This is a genomic window from Gordonia rhizosphera NBRC 16068 (genome assembly GCF_000298195.1).
Taxonomy (GTDB): Bacteria; Actinomycetota; Actinomycetes; order Mycobacteriales; family Mycobacteriaceae; genus Gordonia; species Gordonia rhizosphera.
Window position 1 is genome coordinate 1 of record NZ_BAHC01000155.1, and the last position, 19,247, is coordinate 19,247.

12 protein-coding genes are annotated in these 19,247 nt (G+C 68.6%); 4 read left to right on the forward strand and 8 right to left on the reverse strand.

The genetic code is table 11. The features are described from left to right. Nucleotides 1-5,103, reverse strand: a 5,103-nt coding sequence (locus tag GORHZ_RS19355; protein WP_006335974.1) for a fatty acid synthase subunit beta domain-containing protein, incomplete at its 3' end; no start/stop codon positions are given. A gap of 501 nt (nt 5,104-5,604) precedes the next feature. On the opposite strand from GORHZ_RS19355, the gene GORHZ_RS19360 reads away from it, so the two are divergent. Next, nucleotides 5,605-6,033 (forward strand): HIT family protein, encoded by a 429-nt coding sequence (locus tag GORHZ_RS19360; protein ID WP_040532553.1) that lies wholly within the window; start codon nt 5,605-5,607, stop codon nt 6,031-6,033. Next, on the forward strand, nt 6,030-6,815 hold the full coding sequence (locus GORHZ_RS19365) for an SIR2 family NAD-dependent protein deacylase (protein ID WP_006335976.1): 786 nt from the start codon (nt 6,030-6,032) through the stop codon (nt 6,813-6,815). The genes GORHZ_RS19360 and GORHZ_RS19365 overlap by 4 nt, the downstream gene beginning before the upstream one ends. 12 nt (nt 6,816-6,827) lie before the next feature. On the opposite strand, the gene GORHZ_RS19370 is transcribed toward GORHZ_RS19365, so the two are convergent. The 3 genes from GORHZ_RS19370 to GORHZ_RS19380 all read right to left on the reverse strand — a co-directional run bounded on the left by GORHZ_RS19370 (nt 6,828) and on the right by GORHZ_RS19380 (nt 13,373). Beyond that, nucleotides 6,828-10,991, reverse strand: coding sequence for a PDDEXK-like endonuclease domain-containing protein (locus GORHZ_RS19370; protein ID WP_006335977.1), 4,164 nt, complete (start codon nt 10,989-10,991; stop codon nt 6,828-6,830). Nucleotides 10,992-11,122: 131 nt separating this feature from the next. Continuing rightward, nucleotides 11,123-11,455 carry a rhodanese-like domain-containing protein gene (locus tag GORHZ_RS19375; RefSeq protein ID WP_006335978.1) on the reverse strand — a complete coding sequence of 111 codons (333 nt, stop codon included), beginning with the start codon at nt 11,453-11,455 and terminating at the stop codon, nt 11,123-11,125. A 139-nt stretch (nt 11,456-11,594) separates the two neighbouring features. After that, nucleotides 11,595-13,373: a DEAD/DEAH box helicase gene (locus GORHZ_RS19380; RefSeq protein ID WP_006335979.1), complete on the reverse strand. Its 1,779-nt coding sequence runs from the start codon at nt 13,371-13,373 to the stop codon at nt 11,595-11,597. A gap of 235 nt (nt 13,374-13,608) precedes the next feature. On the opposite strand from GORHZ_RS19380, the gene GORHZ_RS19385 reads away from it, so the two are divergent. Further along, entirely contained in the window at nt 13,609-15,393 is a 1,785-nt protein-coding gene (locus GORHZ_RS19385) for an AMP-dependent synthetase/ligase (protein ID WP_006335980.1), read from the forward strand. 209 nt (nt 15,394-15,602) lie between these two features. Beyond that, nucleotides 15,603-16,709 (forward strand): OpgC domain-containing protein, encoded by a 1,107-nt coding sequence (gene opgC, locus GORHZ_RS19390; protein WP_373279619.1) that lies wholly within the window; start codon nt 15,603-15,605, stop codon nt 16,707-16,709. Here the strand turns inward: opgC and GORHZ_RS19395 are convergent. The 4 genes from GORHZ_RS19395 to GORHZ_RS19410 all read right to left on the reverse strand — a co-directional run. After that, nucleotides 16,697-18,211 (reverse strand): DUF7782 domain-containing protein, encoded by a 1,515-nt coding sequence (locus GORHZ_RS19395; RefSeq protein WP_006335983.1) that lies wholly within the window; start codon nt 18,209-18,211, stop codon nt 16,697-16,699. The two genes, opgC and GORHZ_RS19395, sit on opposite strands and share 13 nt — an antisense overlap. Next, nucleotides 18,208-18,411, reverse strand: coding sequence for a hypothetical protein (locus tag GORHZ_RS19400; protein WP_006335985.1), 204 nt, complete (start codon nt 18,409-18,411; stop codon nt 18,208-18,210). Before GORHZ_RS19400 ends, GORHZ_RS19395 begins: the two co-directional genes overlap by 4 nt. Before the next feature lie 64 nt (nt 18,412-18,475). Further along, nucleotides 18,476-18,982: a PNPOx family protein gene (locus tag GORHZ_RS19405; RefSeq protein ID WP_040532556.1), complete on the reverse strand. Its 507-nt coding sequence runs from the start codon at nt 18,980-18,982 to the stop codon at nt 18,476-18,478. 12 nt (nt 18,983-18,994) lie between these two features. Next, the coding region (locus GORHZ_RS19410; protein WP_006335987.1) for an alpha/beta fold hydrolase at nt 18,995-19,247 on the reverse strand (253 nt) is incomplete at its 5' end.

The following is a 19,247-nucleotide window of genomic DNA, read 5'->3' on the forward strand; positions in this document are numbered from 1 at the left end:
GTTGGTCGCGAGGCCGGACAGGGTCGGTGCGCCCTTCAGGCCGATCTCGACGAACCGCTGGATGCCGAGGCCATCACGCTCGGTGCCGGCGAACAGCAGTTCCTGCGTCTCGATCCACCGGACCGGGCTGGCGAACTGCCAGGCGAGCAGTTCGATGAGCACCACGCGAAGCAGGTCACTCGGCTTGGCTGCCCACGAATCCCAGTCGGCCAGAACCGCATTCAGCGGATCCGACGGGACGAGCGCGGCGATCTCCTCGACGAAGGGACGCTCGAGGTTGAATAGACGCGGGACCAGGTTGGGGATGTAGCGGCCGACGAGGATCTCCGGGTCGATGTTCTCGGGCAGCAGATCCTCGAGCTTGGACCGGAACTCCGGCACGCCGGCACGCAGCACGGTGGAGTGGAACGGCACGTCGATACCGGGCACCAGGATGAACGACCGCTTGCCGCCGAACTCCAGACGGCGACGCTCGATCTCGTCCTCGAGGTGCTCGAGGCCGCGGACGGTGCCGGCGATGGCGTACTGCGAGCCGAGCAGGTTGAGGTTGACGACCTCGAGGAACTCCCCGATCTCGTCGCCGATCTGCTTGACGAAGTCGGTCACGTCGGCGTCGGCCAACCCGAACTGGCTCGGCCGGATGGCTGCCATCCGGTAGTCGCTGCGGCCCTTGGCATCCCGCGGCACCAGGTGATGCATCGCCGACCCGCGCTGGAACACGACCTCCAGCACGGCCTCGAGCGGCAGCACGCCGGCGCACGCGGCGAGCGCGTTGTACTCACCGACGGAGTGACCGCAGGTGATGGCGCCCTCGACGAACCCGCCGGCCTCCTTGAGTTCGGCGATCTGCGCGACACCGAGCGTCGCCATCGCGACCTGGGTGAACTGCGTCAGGTAGAGCACGCCGTCCGGGTGGTGGTAGGTCTCGCCGTTGGCGACCAGGGTGGTCGGGTTGTCGCGGACCACGGCCAGGATCGAGAAGCCCAGCGCGGCACGGGTGTGCTTGTCGGCGCGGTCCCAGATCTCGCGCGCGGCCTTCGACCGCGAGCGGGCGTCGAGGCCCATGCCCTTGCTCTGGATGCCCTGACCCGGGAAGGCGTAGACCGTCCGCGGGGCGGCCAGCAGGCCGGTCGCGCTCATGACGAGGTTGTCGCCGACCTTGGCGCTGACCTCGATGACCTCGCGGCCGGCGTCGAGGCCGACGCGGTCGACGCGCAGGGTGATGGCATCACCGGTGCGCACCATCCCGAGATAGCGTGCGGTCCAGCCGAGCAGCGGACGCGCCGACGGGATCGGGTGCTTGGCGTCGGTGGCGGTGACGACCTGCTGGGCAGCGGCCGACAGCCACATGCCGTGCACGATCGGGTCGCCGAGTCCGGCCAGCTTGGCCGCGTTGGCGTCGGTGTGGATGGGGTTGCGGTCACCGGAGACGGCGGCGAAGCCGTTCATCCGGGTCGGTGCCGTGATGGTGGCCTGCCGCAGCAGCTTGCGGGTCGCCGAACCCTCCGCGGACGTCGCACCGCCGGCGCGCACCGGATCGGCCAGTTCGGCCGAGCCGAGGCGGCCACGGATGGCGAAGCGCTCCTGCAGGGTGGCGATCGCACCGGCTGGACCGGTGATCTCGACGCTCACCTCGACGACCCGACCCACCTCGGCGTCATAGACGTCGCCGCTTCGTGCGGTGACCGTGAGTTCGGCTGCGACGGTGGGGATCTCCCCGACGATCGCGGCAGCGTGGTCGAGGTGCACCAGATCGAGCAGACCCTCGACGACGGGCTGCCCGGATTCGGTCAGGGCCGCACCGATGACGCTGAAGACGCTCGGCCAGGAGGCACCCACCAGGGTGTCGGGGACGGCGAAGCCGAAGGGCTCGGTCGGTGTGGTCGGCCGCAGGTTGGCCGGCATGGTGTAACCGGTGACGGCGGCGTGATCGGCCACCGAGTCCGGATCCCAGGCGACGGTGGTGACCGAGACGCCGTCGGCGACCTCGGCGAGGCTGCCGCCGGCCGCGACGGTCAGGATCTCACGCATCGCCTGCGACGCCTCGTCGATGCCGACCCGCGGGTTACCGCCGTCGCGCACCGTGGCGTCGACGTGCAGCGGGATGCGGACGGAGGCACCGGAGATGGGGGCCACGAGGTCAAAGCGGTCCTCACCCCTACGTTCGAGGACGGCGCCGGTCGGCTCATGCTCGGCGCGATCGGGATCCACGAGCTGCCACTGATCGCGATCACCGAGCAACGCAATGGGGTTGGGGACCATCCGGCCGACCCACTCCACGTCGTCGGCCTCGATGACCGACACCAGCGCACCACTGCCGGCCACCAGGCCGTTGCGCTTGCGGGTCTCCACCGCGACTGCCTCGACGCCGACACCGGCCAGATCCGAGACGACCTGGGCCTCGAAACGGTCGAGGAGTTCACCGACGGGCTCGTCGACCCGGGTGATACCCGAGACCGCCACTGTGCCGGGGATGATGCACACGGCGTCGGCGGGGTAGCGCGGGTCGTGGGCCTGCCACAGCGAGTCGCTGCGCCACCAGCGACGGACGTCCTTGTCGATGACCGGAACGAAGTTCACCGGCTTGCCCGGGGTACGGCAGAGGCCGAGGAAGAACGCGACGTCGGCGGGATGCAGGACGTCGACCTCGATCTCCGGGTAGACGCTGCCGAGCGCGTCGATCGCGGCGTGCGGGTCGTCGGTGCTCGCGATGTCGGCGAACATCGTGGGGACCTCGCCGGAATCGATGGGGTTCATCCGGGCCTCGGTGCGCTGCAGCATCTCCACGAAACGCTGCTGCCACGTGATGTCCGCCCACGGCAGCTGGTCGGAGCGGCCGTCGCCCACGGCGAGGGTCGCGTAGCGGTCGAGCCACTGTCGGTAGGTCATCTCGGCGATGTCACCGAAGTACGGCTTGGCGGTGTTCGCCATCGCGGCGATGATCTCGTCGCGACGTTCGGCGACGGCGTCGGCGTCACCGGCGACCTCGTCGAGCAGACGGCCACAGCGCGACGCGGTGTTGTCGATCTCGTGGATGTCGGCGCCGAGCTGGCTGCGCCCGGAGGCCATGCCGGCGGTGGCGTGGCCGGCACCGATCCACTCGTCGCAGCCCTCGGTGTCGACGAGCAGCTGCTTGACCTCGGGAGCCGTGGTGGCCTCCTTGGTGGCCATCGCGGCGGTGCCGACCAGGATGCCGTCGAGCGGCATCTCCGGGTAGCCGTAGGCCACCGACCATGCGCCGGTGAGGTATTCGCTGGCACGCTCGGGGGTACCGATGCCGCCGCCGACGCAGATGATCACGTTGTTGCGCACGCGCAGCTCACCATAGGTGGCGAGCAGCAGGTCGTCGAGGTCCTCCCAGGAGTGGTGACCGCCGGCGCGGCCACCCTCGATCTGCACGATCACCGGGTGGTGGGGCACCTCGGCGGCGATACGCACCACGGCGCGGATCTGCTCCACGGTGCCCGGCTTGAAGGCGACGTAGCGCAGGCCGGCCTCGACGAACTCGTCGACGAGGGCGACCGCGTCCTCGAGCTCGGGGATACCGGCGGACACGACGACACCGTCGATCGGCGCGCCCTGCGCGCGGGCCTTCTGCACCAGGCGCTTACCGCCGAGCTGCAGCTTCCACAGATAGGGATCGAGGAACAGCGCGTTGAACTGTGCCTGACGGCCGTCGTCGAGCAGGTCGGTCAGCTTGGCGACGTTGTCGGCGAAGATGCCCTCGGTCACCTGGCCGCCACCGGCGAGCTCGGCCCAGTGTCCGGCGTTGGCGGCGGCGGCGACGATCGCCGGATCGACCGTCGTCGGCGTCATGCCGGCGAGCAGCATGGGCGAGCGGCCGGTGAGGCGGGTGAAGGCGGTGTCGACGACCTTGCGGCCGTCCGGGAGCTCCACGAGCTGCGGAGCGAACTGGGTCCAGGGACGGGCGACCTCGGGGATGCCTCCGGGGCTGAACAGGTTCCGCTGGCCGACGCGCAGGGCGGCCGGGACCAGGCCTACGCCCTGGCCGCGGACCAGCGACGAGGTGAGTCGGGTGGCCAGATCGCCGGGGCCGAAGTCGAGGACCCACTTCGCACCGGCCTGCACGACACCGTCGACGGTCTCGACCCAGTCCACCGGATCGACGAGGAGGTCGGTGGCGTGCTTTTCGGCCACGGCGCGGTCGATACCGCAGGCCTCGGCCCACTGCCCCACCAGTTCCACGGCGTCGGTCATAGACGGGTGGTGGAAGGCGACGCTCACGTTGAGGTGATCGAACTTCGGGTCGAACGGAGCACCACCGGTCAGCTTGCGCTTGCGCTGGTCCGCCTCGTCGGCGGCGATGCGCTCGCACAGCGCGGTGAAGGCGGCGAGGTGGCGCGGTGCGCCCGCCAGCGCGACCGAACGACGCCCGTTGCGGATGGCGACCACCGGGGCGGTGGCCAGTTCGTCGGCGCTCAGTCCGGCGCGGTACTCGTCGAGGATCGCCTCGATGCGGGACGGGGAGGCGGTCACGGCCAGCATCGGGGTGCCCTCGGTGGCCGTCGACAGGCCGCGGCGGCGGGCGACGAGGCTACCGGCCGCGCCGATGAGGTTGGCGATGGCCAGCAGCAGTCCCTGACCGGATTCGGCGACGTGGCCGTCGACACCGATGGCGTGGGTCGCGATGGACCCCTGTGAGTGGCCGATCACCGCGGTCGGTGGGATCCGTGTGGTGTCGAGGCCCTGCTTCTTGAGCGCTTCGATCGCGGCGAGCTGGGTCAGCAGCACGCCCGGGCCGGACAGCGTGAAGTCGGCGAGCTCGGTGTCGGTGGGCACCGGTTCCCCGGAGTCGAGGGCACGCACCCAGGCGAGGGGATGGAAACCGTCGGCGCCCGCGACGATGATCTGATCGGCGACCGGATCGATGATCTGTTCCGCGGCGTTGACGATGTTCGCGATGCGGTGCTCGAGGTCTGCATCGACGACGAGTTCGGCGAGCGTGGGCAGCCACGGCGACCCCTGGCCGCCGAAGCTGATCGCGTACGGTTCCCCGTCGGTCAGCCGGTCGATCAGGGTCGCGGTCGGGCGGTCGGAGTGCGATGAGCCCTGAGAGCCTGAGCGGAATTGGTCGACGGTCACGGGTTCTCCTCTGTCTCGACAAGGTGTCGCGGGTCGGCTTGTCGTGTTGTCTGGCGGTGACGTGGGCACAGGTGACGCCCACGCGAGGTCGGTCGGACTGGTGGCCTTCGGATTTCCCAGTGCAGCGCTTCTTTGACACACTGGCTGATCACACCTGCCGCGCAACACTTCTGGCGGCACAGGACTCATCCGCGAGTCCCTATCGGCGTGAACGTGCACCCATGATGACACACGAAAATGAGGGTTTCCTCATGTTTGACGGTGACCCGCCGGTATACCCGTGGGTAACCTTGCGAGTAGTACAAGTGTTCACCGAACAGCTTTTCCAGGCTCTCCGAATACTCGCAGATGACAGGCCGCGCCCGAGCGCTCGTTCGGGGTCAAGTGACCCACTCGGGGACCGTTATAAAATCGTTATGTGACGTGCCGCACTACCTTGCGGCGCAGGTCCGGGCGCTGCCGACCGCGACCTGACGGCGCGCAGAAGTAGGGTGTCTGGTCATGACATCGTGTGTGTTCTGCGACATCATTTCGGGCTCGGCACCGTCCCGGACGGTCTACTCCGACGAGACCGTGATCGGCTTCCTCGACATCCGTCCGGTGACGCGCGGACACACCTTGCTCGTCCCCCGCGACCACTCGGCACGTCTGGCCGACCTCGATCCCGAGATCGGCGGCCGGCTGTTCGCCGCCGGCCAGCGGGTGGCCGCGGCGATGCGGTCGGGAGCGCTGGCCGCCGACGGGGTGAACCTGGTGGTCAACGATGGCCGGGCCGCCTTCCAGACCGTCTTCCACACCCACCTGCACGTGGTACCGCGCCACGACGGCGACAAGCTCAGCTTCGCCAAGGGCCTCGTGGTGCGGCGCGATCCGAACCCCGACGAGACCGCGGAGATCCTCCGCGCCGCCCTTGAGTCCGATCCACGATGACGGGCGCCGGGAGATCCGAGCTCGACCTGCCCGCTGCGGCTGTCGACATCGTGCGCAGCGCCAGGTGGGTCACCGTCTTCAGCGGGGCCGGGATGTCCGCCGAGAGCGGCATCGCCACCTTCCGCGACGCCGAGACGGGTCTGTGGGAACGGTACGACCCGGCGCAACTGGCCACCCCCGAGGCGTGGGAGGCCGATCCGGCGCTGGTGTGGGCCTGGTACCAGTGGCGCGCCCGCCTGGTGCGCGACACCGAACCCAACGCCGGGCACCACGCGTTGGCGGCACTCGCCGCCGACCGTGCCGTCATGGTGGTCACCCAGAACGTCGACGATCTGCACGAGCGCGCCGGCAGCGACGTCGTCAGCCACCTCCACGGGAGCCTCTTCGCGCCCCGGTGCAGCCACTGCGGGCGGCCATACCGCGGCACCGACGTCGAACCCGATCGGGCCGTCGAGCGACTCCGCGTGGAACCCCCGATGTGCCCGCACTGCCTGGCCCCGGTACGTCCGGGCGTCGTCTGGTTCGGTGAACCGTTGTCCGCCGAGTCCTGGTCGAAGGCCGAGAACGCCTTTGCCGTAACCGATGTCGTCATCGTGGTGGGAACCAGCGGGATCGTCTACCCAGCGGCCGGGCTACCCGAACGCGCGCTCGCACGCGGCGTCCCGGTGATCGAGTTCAACCCCGAACCATCGGCGTTGAGTGATCGGGTCACCCACAGCGTCCGGGCCTCGGCGGCACTGGGCCTACCCGCTCTTCTCGAGGCCGTCCGCGCCGGGCGCTGAGCCGACCGGCACTCACTCTCCTGCGCTCAGATCGATCGGCTCCCAATGCAGGCCGGATCGGCCGGTCGCCTCCGACGACGCCACCGACCCCGGTTTGACCCCTCGCCGGTCGAGCGCCTCCCACAGGCCCGCGAGCGCGCGGTCGGCGTCGAGTTCGTATTCGGACTCCCGCACGCGCCAGAATTCCCAACCGCACCGTCGCAGTTCGCGCTCGCGTTCGAGGTCCGAACGAGCCTGTTCACCGGTGGTGCGGAACGAATCGCCGTCACACTCGACCGCCATCCGCGCATCCGACCCGATCACCACCAGGTCGATGACCCGGTTGTTGACGGTCACCGAGGGCACCACGTGGTAGCCGCGCTCGACGAGACGGTTGAAGACCCGCTGCTCGAACAGGCTCGAGAACGGTTGCACGCGTTGGGTATCGGAGACATCGGTGGGCATCGGTGGGATACTCGGTCCCTCGTTGGCGACGAGGTAGCCGAGCAGCGACCGGCGCAGATCGGTCGGTTTGAGCCGGTCGAGGTCGATCGAGCAGAACAACCACATCTGATCCATCGCCCGTGACGCGGCGACGTTGATCCGGCGCTGGGATTCGGCGCGGGTGAGCGGTGCGATCGCGTCGGGATCCGAGACGACCATCGAGAGGATGACCACCCGCCGCTCGTCGCCCTGAAAGTCCGGGGGTGTCCCCACCCGGATGCGGCGGGTGCGCCAGACCTCGTCGTCGATCACCGCGCGCAGCCGGCGGGTGATCTCGTCGACCTGCTTGGCACCCTGCAGGGCGATGACCCCGAAATCCGCATCGTCGTAGGCGGGGTCGCGCAGACAGGCCGTCAGCGTCTCGACGACCGCCGCCGCCTCGGTCTCGTTGATCAGCGAGGCGCCCTGACCGGTGGCGGTGCCGTGTACCGCCACCGTGCGCAGCGGCGGCAACCGGTCGGCGCCGAACTGCCGGACCGGGATCAACGGTGCCCCGGAGTAGAACTGACGCGACGAGAACTCGATGATCTCGGGCATCGACCGGAAGTGTTCACGGAGCCGGATCAGATGTCCGAATCGACTGCGCAACAGGGAGAACAGGCTCGACCGCGTCGTCAGTCCGTCGCGCAGATAGTGCGGGAGATCGGGTAGATGGGAGTCGAGTCGTGCGAACGTGTCCTCGAGGGTGGTGCCCGACAGTCCGGTCGGCGCGCATTGCCGATCATCGCCGACGACAATCACCCGCGGCGCCAGCCACAGTAGGAACGAAGTCGTGATGTCGGCCTGACTCGCCTCGTCGACGATCACCACGTCGAAGGCGTCGCGGCGTGGCGTCACCGTCTCGGCGACCTGACCGATCGACATGATCCACGCAGGCACCGCGGTCTGCGCCTCCGACATCGCGGCGCGTGCCGCGGCACGGAAACGATTGGCGTGCTTGCCCGATCCTTTGCCGAGGTTGATCATGTGGTCGCGGAAGGACTGCAGGGCCTGCACCTGGGCGACGCTCATCCGATCCAGGCATGCCAGCCAGGCCCGGGCGGCGGTGAGACGCGCGGTGAATGCCGCGATGTCGGAGTCGTGCTCGTCGAGGTCGGCCTGCAGGCGCGCCTCCAGATCGGGATCGCTGCGCTGCGCGACCCAGGTCTGCGCACGCCGCCACGCCCACGCCGGCGGAACATCACGCAACCGGGCCGGCCAGGCCGGATCGTCGGCGGTGTCGCGCAGCAACCGGAAGAACTCGGGCGCCTTGGCCCGCAGCCGCAACGTCAGCAGGTCGAGCGCGGTCTGCGCGGTCAACTCCTGGCGTGCCGCGTTCCAGGCACGGCGCGCGGAGCGGATCTCCTGCGCGTCCGCGGTCGCCAGCGCGGCCACGAGTGCATCCCCCTCGGGCGACGGCCCCAGCTCGACTTCGGACGACAGCCGGCCGGCGAGGTCGGCGAGTTCCTTCTCGGCGAGCACGGCGTCGTTGGCGGCCGCGATCGCACCGGCCTGCGCGGCCACCTCGGCGACGGCGGCGACGCTGCGTGGTCGGGGACCACCCGGGCTGATCGCCTCGAGTTCACGCACCAGCCGGTCACGCCCGGCGAGCAGGTCCGAGATCCAGCTCAGCTGCCGGTCCAGCACCACCAGGTTGTTCAGCTGCCCTGACCGCGATCCCGAATTGTCCACCGGGACATGAAGATCCGCGAGCACCCGCTGAACCTGCGCGACGGCGTCGAGCACGGCGAGGTGATCGGCGACCATCTGCAGTCCCTGCTCGTCGGTGGCGTCGCGACCGTCGACGGTGGCGCGCACCCCGGTCTCCTCCACGGCGCGTTGCTGCGGCGATCGCCGCAGCCGCCCACGCCATCGCCCGCCCTCGGCGATGTGATCGGCGGCGGCCCGGAAGATCGCGCTGTCACCCGGTCGGTGTCCCTCGACGACGACCGAGTGCGCGCCGAGGGCGCGGTCGCGGACGGCCGCGTCGGCGATGATCGGGGCAAGCGCGCCGACCCGCGACCACAGGTGTGCGGCCTGACCGTCGAGCAACCGGTCGGCCATGTCCACCATCGTCGGCCGGAACGCGGACACTTCCCCGCACGTGGCGGCGAGGTGATCGCAGATCTCCTTGATCCGCACCAGACGGGGACTGTCGACATCGGACAGGATCGCGAGCAGCGAACCGCTGCCCACCATCGGTTCGGCCGGGCGGCCGGCGATGCGCGCACAGATCTGCTCGAGGTGCGCCGGTTCGGGCAGGTGATCGGAGAGATCCGGCAGACGCTGCCCCAGCCTCGACGACGTACCCGTCGTCGTCCGGAGCAGGTCGAGGAGGCGTTCGAACTCGCCGGCGTCGAGGGGCGGCAGCGCGCCGTCCACCGGCCCCGGCAGCCACCCGTGGCGGGCGGCGTCGCGGTTGCACTGACGGACCACCGCAGCCGCGGTTCCCCGGTAGTCACCGGCGACCCATTCGTGGACCTCGGTCTCCGCCTGCCGCGCGCTCCACAGGGCCCGTAGCACCCGCTCCCGTTTGTCGAGCGCCTGCTCGCGCTTCGAACGCAGATCGGCGATCTCGGCGGCGGCGACACGTGGCTGATGCGCCGACTTGCGTTGGGCGATCGCCTCGACACCGGAGACCGTGGACGCGAAATGATCCTGCCCGACGTCGGCGATGGACACCGTGAGGTCGCGGATCTCCGCCGGCAGCATGTCCCGAAGGACGTGCAGGGCCTGGGCCTTCTCGCTGGTGACGAGGACGCGCTGACCCTTGGCGAGCAGCGCCGAGGTCAGATTGGCGATGGTGTGGGTCTTGCCGGTGCCGGGTGGACCTTCCACGACTACCCCGCTGTCGACCCCGAGCTGGGCGAGCACGTCGCGCTGCTCGACGTTGGACGGCAGCGGGTAGAGGGCGTCGCGGACGAGGTCCTCGGGTGGCAGCGCACCCGATGCCATGAGGGCGTCGAGGCGTTGCGGGGCCTCGATCGGCTCGACGAGCTGCGCGAGGCCGATCGGGACATCGGCGGGGTTGGCGGCGCGGAGGTCGGAGAGGATGGCGTCGTAGAACTTCAGGGCCGCGGTGACCCCGCGCCGGCGCAAGACCAGCGCGGGCTTCATGTCGACCGACAGCGACACCGTGTCGGTGTCCGGCGAGATCCGGTTGCGCCAGGCGGTTACCAGCGCGCCGACCTGACCGGAGACCGCGCTCGGCAGTTCGCCGAGCCTGCCGCGGGCCTTCACCGCGCCCGACAGGTCGATCCCGCCGATCCCGGTGAGCAGATGCGTATCGTGCACCATCGGTGCCGAACCCGTGCCGAGGATGATCCGGATCGCGGCCGTGTCGTCGCGGTCGGCGATGACCTGCTGGGTCAGCAGGTGCTCACGCACCAGCGGCACCCCGTCGGATTCGGTGTCGGAGACGGTGAGCAGGGCGTTGGCCAACACCAGTTCGAGCGTTTCCGGGTTCGCGTGCAGCTCATCGACGAGCCGGGACACCTGCTCGTGCGCCTCGGTACCGGCGCCGACCTCGCAGACGACCTGCCCGGGTCCGGCCGAGGCGCGCACCGGGATGCGGGTCGATTTGCCGACCCAGACCACACCCGGATGCTGCTCGATGTCGCTGACGACCTCCGAACGGGACCGCACCAGATCATGCAGGAAACCGATCAGGCGGATGACCCGGTCATCGCGCGGCGCGTCGGTTCCCTCGGCCATGCTCGTGTTCGATCCCTCCTCGCCGACGCCCGGTCCGGCGTCGTCGGCTGGATTCGTCGCCGCTCATCTGTGCAGCAGGATACGCGCAAAACACCGACGCCGACCCCGCCCGCAGGGTTGGCCGCGGTGCCCTAGCGCTGGACGAGGTTGCGCAGCGCGCGGAAGCCACCGTCGACGTAGCGCACGTTCCGGTAGCCGAGATCGGCGATCTCCTCGGCGATGACGGGCGCCTGCGAAGTCACGGAGACCACGGCGATCTCGGTGTCGGGGTCACCGACGACGGGGAACGTTCCCGAAGGGGTCGGCGTGAACCGCTCCCGCACATCCGTCGGCTCCACCACGACGGCACCCGGAAGGCTGCCCTGATGCCGTACGACCTGCGGGCGTGCATCCACGATCACCGCGTGATCGTGCTCGCAATGCGACACCGCATCGGCTGCTGTTATCGAATTCACCACGGACACTGGTGACTCACCGTTCCCTGTTCACGTTGTTGCGCTCGGGGTCCCTCATGACCCCACCACAAAAGGTTACGGAATTATCTCGATCCGGCAAGTGCGTGATCACCGCGGGACGAGATCGAGCGGTGGGCCGCGACGCCGGTCAGTCGCGGCCGCGGCCGGCGACGCGCGGTGTGCCCCGCTTACCCCAGGTGTCCGGTCGTTTCGTATGACCGTCGCGACCGTGCCCGCCGCCTCGCTGACCCTGTGCGCGCTTCGCTCCTCCCCGACCACGCGGCGGACCGAAGTCGCGCCGGATATCGATGGGGTTGCGACCGATCTTGGTGTGCCGCAGCGACGCCAGGGTCTCGTTGTCGAGGTTCTCGGGCAACTCCACGAGCGAGAAGTCGTCGCGGATGCTGATGTTGCCGAAGTCTCCCCTGGTCAGGCCGCCCTCGTTGGCGATGGCGCCCACGATCGCGCCCGGGGACACCTTGTGCTTGCGGCCCACGGCGATGCGATAGGTGGCGAACTGGCCGCCGGAGCTGCGTGGTGCCCGCTCCCGGCGCTGAGGACGCTCGGACTCCGGCGGTTCCGGCGCCATCAGGAATCCACCGTCGCGGGTCTCGAGGGCCAATGCCGCCGCGATGTCGGCCATCGCCACGTCGTTGTCGCGGGCGTAGTTCTCCACCAGCCCGCGGAACATGTCGAGGTGGTCGGACGCGAGGTTCTCGGTGATGGAGTCCGCGAACTTCGCCACCCGCTGCGCGTTCACGTCTTCGACGCTGGGCAGACCGATCTCGGTCAGCGTCGAGCGGGTCGCCCGTTCGATCGCCCGCAGCAGGTGCCGCTCACGGGGGGACACGAACAGCAGGGCATTGCCCGAGCGCCCGGCGCGTCCGGTCCGGCCGATGCGGTGCACATACGACTCGGTGTCGTGCGGGATGTCGTAGTTGACCACATGCGAGATGCGGTCGACGTCGAGGCCGCGGGCCGCGACGTCGGTTGCCACGAGGATGTCGATCTGGGAGCTCTTGAGCTGATTGATGGTGCGCTCGCGCTGGGCCTGCGCCATGTCGCCGTTGATCGCGACAGCCGAGAATCCCCGCGACCGTAGCCGTTCGGCGAGTTCCTCGGTGCCCGACTTCGTGCGCACGAACACGATCATCGCGTCGAAGGTCTCGACCTCGAGGAAACGGGTGAGGGCGTCGAGTTTGCGCTGGTGGGAGACCTGCAGGTAGCGCTGGGTGATGTTCTGGGCGGTCGCGGTCTTGGACTTGACCGTGATCTCCTGCGGATCGTGCAGATAACGCTGCGCGAGGCGACGGATCGCGCTCGGCATGGTCGCCGAGAACAGTGCGACCTGTTTGTCGTCGGGGGTTTCGGCGAGGATCCTCTCGACGTCCTCGGCGAAACCCATGGTGAGCATCTCGTCGGCCTCGTCGAGAACGAGGTAGGAGAGATCGGAGATGTCGAGGGTGCCCCGATCAAGGTGGTCGATGACCCGGCCCGGTGTCCCGACGATCACCTGCGCGCCCCGTCGCAGCCCGGCGAGCTGCACGCCGTAGCTCTGTCCGCCGTAGATGGGCAGCACCCGCACCTCGGGCATGTGCGACGAGTACCGGCCGAATGCCTCGGCGACCTGCAGCGCGAGCTCACGGGTGGGTGCCAGGACCAGCGCCTGCGGATGACGCTGCGAGATGTCGAGGCGCGACAGGATCGGGATCGCGAACGCCGCGGTCTTTCCGGTTCCGGTCTGCGCGAGTCCCACCACGTCGCGTCCGGCCAGAAGCGGCGGAATCGTCGCCGCCTGAATGGGTGAGGGTGTCTCGTATCCGACGTCGGCGATGGCCTGCCGGACACGGTCGTCGATGTGAAGGTCGTCGAAGGATTCGACGGAACCCTCCGCGGGCATGTCCCGCTCGTCGTCCGGCTTGCTCATGCGCAGTCTGTCTCGTTCATCGGTCTCAACTGTAATCGGCCACACGCCCACAGGAGGCATCGTTGCGCGCGCACGTCGCTTCCGAGATCGCCGCGACGGCGCCGACGTCGGCGCGTGCTGTGATGACCGCCACTCTTTAGTGCTACTGTCGGTGACACCAACACCGGATGACGACGTCGCCCGCCGGGCGCCGCCGTGTCCGTTATGTCGATTTTCCGCGCGGAAGGGAGCAGTCGTGGAGCAGTACTCCACCCCGTCGAATGTGTCCATCGAGGACAAGGCAACCACCGTCGACAGCATCCTCCGCTACCGATCCGAGCGGCCTACGATGCCGCTGCTGAAGAAGCGGTCCGGTAACCAGTGGGTCAACGTCACCGCGCGACATTTCGTCGACGAGGTGGATGCGGTGGCCAAGGGGCTGATCGCATCGGGTATCAAGCCCGGCGATCGCGTCGGCATCTTGTCGTCGACCCGCTACGAATGGACCGTCCTCGACTACGCCATCTGGCGCGCGGGCGCCGTCACGGTCGCCATCTACGAGACGTCGGCGCCGGACCAGGTCAAATGGATCCTCGAGGATTCGGGGACCTCGATGCTTTTCGTCGAACAGCACGCCCACTACACCAAGCATCTCTCGGTCATCGACGAGGCCCCCGACCTCAAAGAGACCCTCATCATCGAGGATCACGGACTCGCGACGGTCAGCAAACGCGGGACCAAGATCGGCGACGAGGAACTCGACGCGCGCCACGCCAACGCCGTCTCGTCGGACGCCGCGACGCTCATCTACACCTCGGGAACCACCGGCAGGCCGAAGGGGGTCGTTCTCACCCACGCGAACTTCCTCGCCGAAAGCACCGCGGCGTCCACCTCCCTGGCCGCCGGCCTCGAAGAGGGCAAGTCCACGCTGCTGTTCCTCCCGCTGGCCCACATCTTCGCCCGGGCGGTGGCGGTCGCCTGCATCGAGAACGGCGTGCTGCTCGGACACACCAGTGACATCCCGAACCTCATCGAGGATCTCGCGGTGTTCAAGCCGAACTACGTGCTGTCGGTGCCCCGAGTCTTCGAGAAGGTTTACAACGGGGCCAAGCAGAAGGCCGACGACGGCGGCCGCGGCGCGATCTTCGACATGGCCGCCGACACCGCCATCGAGTACAGCAAGGCTCTCGAGACCGGTGGCCCCGGTCTATTCCTGAAACTCAAGCACATGCTCTTCGACGTGCTGGTGTACGGCAAGCTGCGCGCCGCACTCGGCGGCCAATGTGAGGCGGCCATCTCGGGTGGCGCGCCGCTCGGCGCCCGCCTCGGGCACTTCTTCCGCGGTGTGGGGATACCGGTCTATGAGGCGTACGGCCTCACCGAGACGACCGCCGGTATCACCGGCAACAACGCCGACCATCAGCGTGTGGGATCGGTCGGCCGCCCCATCGCGGGCATGTCGGTGGCGATCGCCGACGACGGCGAGGTGATGCTGAAGGGGGCGGTCGTCTTCGGCGGTTACTGGCACAACCAGAAGGCCACCGACGAGTCCATCGTCGACGGCTGGTTCTACACCGGCGACATCGGACGTCTCGAGGACGGCTACCTCTACATCACCGGACGCAAGAAGGAACTGATCGTCACCGCAGGCGGCAAGAACGTCTCGCCAGCGCAACTCGAGGACACCATCCGGGCGCACCCGATGGTCAGTCAGTGCCTCGTGGTCGGCGACCAGAAGCCATTCATCGCCGCCCTCATCACCATCGACGCCGAGGCGGTCCCCGGCTGGCTGGAACGCCACAACCTGCCCGCCGACACGTCGCTGGCCGACCTCGCGCAGCACGAGAAACTGGTGGCCGAGATCGACGAGGCGGTCAAGTCGGCCAACGCCACCGTGTCGGCCGCCGAGGCGATCAAGAAGTTCAACATCCTCGACACCGACTTCACCATCGATTCCGGTGAGCTGACGCCGACGATGAAGCTCAAGCGCAACGTCATCCACGACACCTACAAGGGCCCGATCGCCAACCTCTACTCGTAACGCTAGGCTCCCAACCCGCCCCAACAGCGACCCACCACCCACAGACACCCGCCCAACAAACCCCGCCCCACGGAGGCCGAGAGAGGGGTGCTCTCGTCCTCCGTGGGGTGGGTTGGGAAGATCGGGGCGGTGGTCGGTGGTGGGTAGAGTTGCGCCCCGTGAACCGAGATCTCGCCATCGATGCGACCCGGGGGCTCGCGATCTGGAGCATGATCTCGCTCCATTTTGCGAAGGGGACGCATCTGGCCGCGCCGACACATGCATTCCCGTATGTGGACGGCATGTCGGCTTTCGTGCTGTTGTCGGGACTCGTGCTGGGCCTGGTGTACCGCCGCTGGATCGAACGCGTCTCGCTGCGTCACGCATACTGGCGCCTGTCCAAGCGGCTGGCGACCCTCTACGTGTGTCAGCTGACGATCGCACTGTGCGCGCTGGTGGCGGCCCTGGCCGGGCACCGATGGCTGACCCTGCTGCTCCCCGTCGACGGGTGGGGCCACGGTCTCGAATTGGCCGTCACCATGCGCTACATCCCCAGCGGCGGCAACATCCTGCTGCTCTACATGGTCTTGTTGTCATCGGCCTACCTGCTGTTCCCGATACTGATGCGGGGCTGGTGGGCCGCCATCCTCGCGGCTTCGCTCGTGCTGTATGCGGTCTCGCTGATGTGGTCGCCGGACTGGTTCTATCTGACCGCCCACACCGCCGGTCATCGCATCCAGAACTGGGCCGCCTGGCAGATCATGTTCATACCGGCCGTCGTCGTCGGATGGAAGTGGCGTGACTGGCGGGTGCCGGAGTTGATCGATCGCCGACTGGCAGCGATCGTCGCCGTGGCCGTCGGTGTGGCACTGGCCTTTCACTACGGGATCGACACCGGGCCGTGGGTCGCGTTCGAGCCGGCACTCGCGGACAAGCTGGACTTCCGCCCGGCACGCGCGGTCGGGGCATGGCTGGCCGTCCCCGCCGTGTACGGCGTCTTCCGACTGTTGTTGCGGTGGTGGCACAAGGACTGGCTGCGCCCGCTCGTGATGACCGGCACGCGCAGTCTCGATTCGTACGTGCTGCAGGCCCTCGCACTCGTCGTCATTCCTATCCATGTCGCCCACCGGCCGTGGGATCTGCTGACGTCGGCTGCGGTGGTGCTCGTGGTGTTCGGAATCTGCTGGGCGTGGGCGGAGCTGCGGGAGGCTTACCGCATCGACAAGCTGCACCGCCTGCCCGGCATGCTGATGCACGACATCCGGTCCCGGGCCCAGACGCCGGGCGGTCGGGGTGAACCCTCGCCCGAGCCAGATCGCACCGTTCAGGTCGCCTGATGCAGGATCCCACGACCGATCGCCTCGCGGACCACGGGCAACGCCGCCGTGGCCAATGCATCCGGGTCCACCCCGTGGAATCCGGCGAGCAGGTCGATCAGGGCGCCGAGAGGGACCTCGCCCCGACACCCCGCAAACAGCGCACGGGACACCTCGTCGACGCCCAGCACCGCCCCGGGACCGCCGGGCCGGTGCACGCTCGCCGAGACCTGCTGCCATCCCTCCTCTCCCGGCAGGGACTGCTCGTCGAGGAAGACCGGAGCGGTGCACAGACGTGCGCCGAGCAACTGGGTATCCGACGTGGTGCGCAGATAGTGGCGCCGCGCCAGGAACGCCTGCGCCTCGGGTCCGGTCACCTCCTGGCCGGCCGCGGTGATCTCCTCGAGAACCTGATCGGGTTCACCCGCCTCACCGTCACCACGTCGACGGAGGGTGATCAGCCCCATCCCGATGCCGGTGATCGAGTTTTCGGAGAACCAGTCGAGCCATCGGGTGCCCCGATCGGCGACGGCCTCGGGCGACTCGCCGGCATCCGAGAGCCACAACGAGACGTAGCTGATCGGATCGGCGAGTTCGCGTTGCACCACCCACGCATCCAACCCGGTGCCGGCGAGCCACCCGCCGACGCGGTCGCGCCAGTCCTCCCCGTCGCGGACGATCCAGTTCGCCAGGAGTTGGGCCGTGCCGCCGGCGTTGAGGTGTTCGGGGATCTGGCGTATCAATTCCGCGCACAGCGCGTCGCCGACCATGCCGGAATCGCGGTAGATGTAGTCCTGCGCACCCGACCCGACGACGAAGGGCGGATTGGAGACGATGAGGTCGAAGCGCTCCCCCGCCACCGGCTCGAACAGACTGCCCGGGCGCAGATCCCAGCGCATTCCGTTGAGTCGCGCGGTGGCACGCGCGACGGCCAGGGCACGCGGGTTGGTGTCGGTGGCGACGATCTCATCGCAGTGCGCACCGAGGTGCAGAGCCTGGATGCCACACCCGGTACCGATGTCGAGCGCCCGCCGCACGGGTGTCCGGATGACCGCGCGTGCCAACGACACAGACGCTCCCCCGATGCCGAGCACGTGGTCGTGCGCGACCGGCCCACTGCGCATCGCGGCGTCCTGGTCGGAGACGACAAGGTAGTCGGCCACGTCGTCCGCGTGTGGCCGGATGTCCAGGACCGCCCGCACCGTCGATTCCGTTGACCTCGCGAGCACCCCGTTGGCGATCAGCGCATCCACGCCAACAGTGGGGAATGCTTGTCCGACATCGGTTTCCGGCTCGTCGGAACCCAGCAGGAATAGCCTGGCGACGGTGGCCAGTCCGGCGTCGTCCGCGGGCGCGTGCCGGGTTGCGTGCAGGGCGGGCCACCAGATTCCACGACCCAACGCGTCGTTGGCCGGCTCGCCGAGCAGATCACCCACCCCGTCGGTGGTGTAGCGCAGCGAGCGCAGGTCGGCGCCCAGACCGTCGACGACGGCGTCGTCGTGCAGCGGTTGAATCGGTCTCACCCGACCTTTCGGTACTTCTTGTGCATGGCCTGCTTGGAGACACCCAGCAGGAAGCCGATCTCGGCCCAGGACAGGCCGGACTGGCGTGCGCGACGCACCGCCACCTCTTCTTCGCGCGCGATGTCCCGACGCAGCGACGCGATGCGGGTCAACTGCTCGACGGGCGTCTCATCGTCGTCCCCGCCCGATGCTGTTCTCATGGAATCCAGAGTGCACCCGCCACAGAGGATCGTCAACCTTGGTTGACGATGGGTGGTTCGTGGCTCAGGAGACGTCGCCCACAGACGATGCGATGTCCACACGGAGAAGAGACCTGATTCCCATGAGTTCGAACATCTTCCGCTTGCGGCCCAGCCTCTCGGGCACGGACGCCACCGGCACGACGACCGGGTCGATGGTGCGATAGCGCACCCCGTCGTGCTCGATGTCGCAGCCACCCGCGGCGCGGACGTTCCGCAGCCAGTCGACACCGGTTCCGTAGGGCAGACCGATATAGAACGACGGCCCCACGCGATGCGCCCACACCGGGGTGACGTACTCCTTGCCTGATCTGCGACCTACGTGATGCACCGCGGCGGCGGAGCGCTTCTTTTTGCCGGCCGACTTCAGGGTCCGAGCCCGAGACCTCTTGTTGAACCACCGGAGAGTATCGACCGCCGGCTGCCAGCGCGTCCGCCAGACGAGGACATAGATCACAGACGGGAAGACGAAATAGACGAATGCGGCCGCACCCGCGAACACCAGGATGCGCCGCCAATGATCCTTGATCATGCACATCATCGCCTACCTGCTCTCGACTTCGGCGATGAAGTCGGTGATCGCGGCGGTGCCGACCTCGGGCTGCTCGACGAGGACCATGTGCCCGGCGCCGGGGACGGTCACCAGACGTGCGTCGGGGAAGAGACGCTGGGCCTGCAGCGGGTCGTTGTCGGCGTCGTCGACGCCTTCCCACTCGTCCTCGGCGGCGATGATCAGGGGGGGAACCCTTACCCGGGTGAGCAACTCGGGCGGGTTGCCCGGGTGGCCGAATACCTGC